The organism is Reyranella sp. (genome assembly GCF_036558665.1).
In the GTDB taxonomy this organism is placed as follows: Bacteria; Pseudomonadota; Alphaproteobacteria; order Reyranellales; family Reyranellaceae; genus Reyranella.
In genome coordinates this window covers 1-3,027 of the sequence record NZ_DATBFE010000186.1, presented here as the reverse complement: position 1 = coordinate 3,027, position 3,027 = coordinate 1, and the positions used below count along the sequence as shown (strand labels likewise).

At 66.3% G+C, this 3,027-nt stretch carries 3 protein-coding genes; all 3 read left to right on the top strand.

Going from position 1 to position 3,027, the window contains the following annotated elements; genetic code table 11:
* A partial coding sequence (locus VH499_RS26065) for a hypothetical protein (RefSeq protein ID WP_332055701.1) occupies nt 1-261 on the top strand: 261 nt, incomplete at its 5' end.
* Between the two features lie 44 nt (nt 262-305).
* Nucleotides 306-770: a beta-1-3, beta-1-6-glucan biosynthesis protein gene (locus VH499_RS26060; RefSeq protein WP_332055700.1), complete on the top strand. Its 465-nt coding sequence runs from the start codon at nt 306-308 to the stop codon at nt 768-770.
* Nucleotides 771-1,000: 230 nt separating this feature from the next.
* The coding region (locus tag VH499_RS26055; protein WP_332055699.1) for a glycosyltransferase at nt 1,001-3,027 on the top strand (2,027 nt) is incomplete at its 3' end.

Here is a 3,027-nt window from a genome sequence, read left to right as displayed (position 1 = left end):
CATGCCGTGACGATCGCCGCAGCCGCCAAGGCAAAAAGCGCGGTCGCAATGCCCATTGAAGTCAGTCCACCACGGCCGTCCGACCGATGGCGCCCCGCTTATCGCGCTGCGGCGCCGGTGCCAAGCGCCCGCGGTCGCGGTGAATGGCGCTTTTTCGCCGTCACCCGCACTTCCGTCTTGGCGTGCGCGTGCGCGGCTGCTTTAATCGGCTGCTTTCGACCGGCGGCCGCCGTAATGCTGACCGAATGGGGCCGCATGTGAAGGAAGCAACCGGCCGGCCCCGGCCTATGAATTCCAGAGCACCCATGTACCGTCCCCGTCTGCGTCTTCTCACCGCCGCCCTGGGCGCGGCGATGTTGCTCGCGGCCAGCCCGGCGCTTGCCCAGAGCCAGGAGCAGAAGCCGCCCGACAAGGCGCAAACCGGCGACGGCAAGGAGGCCCAGAAGAAGGCGATCGACGAATTTGCCGAAGCCGAGAAGCTCTTGGGCAGCCCCGCCGGCAACCCGGAATGCGTCTGGCTCGGCCGGCGGGTGGTCAGTCTGCTCTGGCGCGACGATCTCGACACGGCGTTCCGCCATCTCGATCTCTACGACCGGTTCGGCTGCCCGGGTGGCCACATCCAGGCGACCTTCCGCTGCGTCGTCCGGCAGGGCAACATCGATCCCAAGGCGACCGACACCCTCAATAGCCGAGTGCACGGCTGCTGGATCAACCCCAGCGTCGAGGCGCAGGGCACCGCCGCGGCACCCGCCGGCACGACCAACCGCTAAGCTGTACAGTTGTTCAGCCAGCCGCACGCTAAGCTGTACAGACGTTCAGAATGACTGTTTAGATTTTTTCGGAACGTTTTTTCTGCTGCGCCGTTGTTTTCCTTGAAACGGCCATGACTGATGGCTACTTGCTAAGACGCCTTCCGCTAAGGTACGCTGTCGATGACCTTAGTTTGAACCCAGGGGACGGGTTCGGGTCTCTGCCTTCTGCCCCGCGTGGTAGTGGTTCTATGCGCACCGTCGCTGCCGTGGTGGCGCTCGTGGTCTGCGTGCATGCCGGCTTATGGAGTCTGCTCCAACGGCATGAGGCGGTCGCCAACATCGACTTTCCGCTCGCCAGTATTTCCTACTCTCCCTACACCCGGTCGCAGCATCCCGACTACGGCGACCGCCCGACGGCGGAGCAGATCCGCGCCGATCTGAAGATCCTCAGCCCCTATACGCAGAGCATCCGCACCTACAGCGCCACTGGCGGCGGCGAACTGGTGCCGGCGATCGCCGCCGAGTTCGGGCTCAAGGTCACGCTCGGCATCTGGATCGACAAGAATGAAGCTCGCAACGAGCGCGAGATCCAAGCGGCGATCGCACTCGCCCGCCGCTACAGCAACATCAACGCGATCGTCGTCGGCAACGAGACGATGTTGCGCGCGGACAAATCGGTCGACGACCTGATCGCCATCATCCGGCGGGTCAAGCGCCAGAGCCCGGTGCCGGTCACCACCGGCGAAACTTTCGACGTCTGGCTCGGCCTGACCGACCCCAGGAAATCGGAAGATGCCGCGAAAAAGGCGGAAGCGGCGACGAAGCTCGCCTCGGCGGTCGACTTCATCGCCGCCCACATCCTTCCCTATTGGGGCGGCACGCCGGCCGACCAGGCGGTCGAACAGACCATCCTCACCTACAACCAGCTCCGCGCGCGACATCCCGGCAAGCGCATCGTCATCGCCGAGTTCGGCTGGCCGAGCGGCGGCTACAACATGCACGCGGCCGATCCGGGACGCATCGAGCAGGCCACCGTGCTGCGCGATTTCATCTCGCGCGCTGAGGCCTATGGCATCGACTACAACATCGTCGAGGCGTTCGACCAGCCCTGGAAGACCAACGAAGGCGGCGTCGGCATGTACTGGGGCATGTTCGACGCAGGACGCCACGCCAAGTTCAGCTGGACCGGGCTGGTGCAGGACCCCGATCATTGGAAGGTCGGCGGCCTCGCACTGCTGCTCGGCCTACTGCTGTCGCTGCCGATCCTGGCGCGCAACGGCGCCACGTTCGGCGAGGCGGTCACGCTCGCGGTCGCAGCCAACGCGGTCGGCGCCTGGTTCGCGACCGTCTTCGCCTTCTGGCAGACCCACTATTTCGTGCTCGGCGCCGCGTTCGCGCTCGCGCTCGGTATCGTGCTCCTCATCCCGCTGGTCGCGATCGCGCTCGCGCGCATCGAGGAGATGGCGGCGGTCGCCTTCGGCCGTGGCCCGCGGCGTCTGATCACGGCCGCCCTGCCCGCACCCGACGGCTTTGCGCCCAAGGTCTCGATCCACGTGCCGGCGCATTGCGAGCCGCCGGACATGCTCAAGGCCACCCTCGACGCGGTCGCCCGCCTCGACTACCCCAATTTCGAATGCGTCGTGGTCATCAACAACACGCCCGATCCGGGGTTTTGGCGCCCGATCGAGGATCACTGCCGCGCCTTGGGCGAGCGCTTCAAGTTCGTCAACGAGGACAATGTCGCCGGCTACAAGGCGGGCGCGCTGCGCCTCGCGCTCGCGCACACCGCCCCCGACGCCGAGATCATCGGCATCATCGACGCGGATTACGTCGTGCGTCCCGACTGGCTGAGGGACCTGATGCCCGTCTTCGCCGATGCGAAGGTCGGGATGGTGCAGGCGCCGCAGGACCATCGCGACGGCGACCGCACCGTCATGCACCACGCGATGAACGGCGAATATGCCGGCTTCTTCGACATCGGAATGGTCCAGCGCAACGAGGCCAACGCCATCATCGTGCACGGCACCATGTGCCTGATCCGGCGCGCCGCGCTGGTCTCGGCGGGCGGCTGGTCGAGCGACACCATCGTCGAGGACAGCGACCTCGGCCTGGCCGTGCTCGAGCAGGGCTGGCAGGTCCACTACACCAACCGGCGCTACGGGCATGGCCTCCTGCCCGACACGTTCGAGGCCTACAAGAAGCAGCGCCATCGCTGGGCCTATGGCGGCTTCCAGATCCTGCGCAAGCATTGGCGCAGCCTGCTGCCGCGCGCCGC

Excerpts from the sequence above, each read along its gene's own strand:
- VH499_RS26060 (WP_332055700.1), top strand. The coding sequence starts at position 306 with ATGTACCGTCCCCGTCTGCGTCTTCTCACCGCCGCCCTGGGCGCGGCG.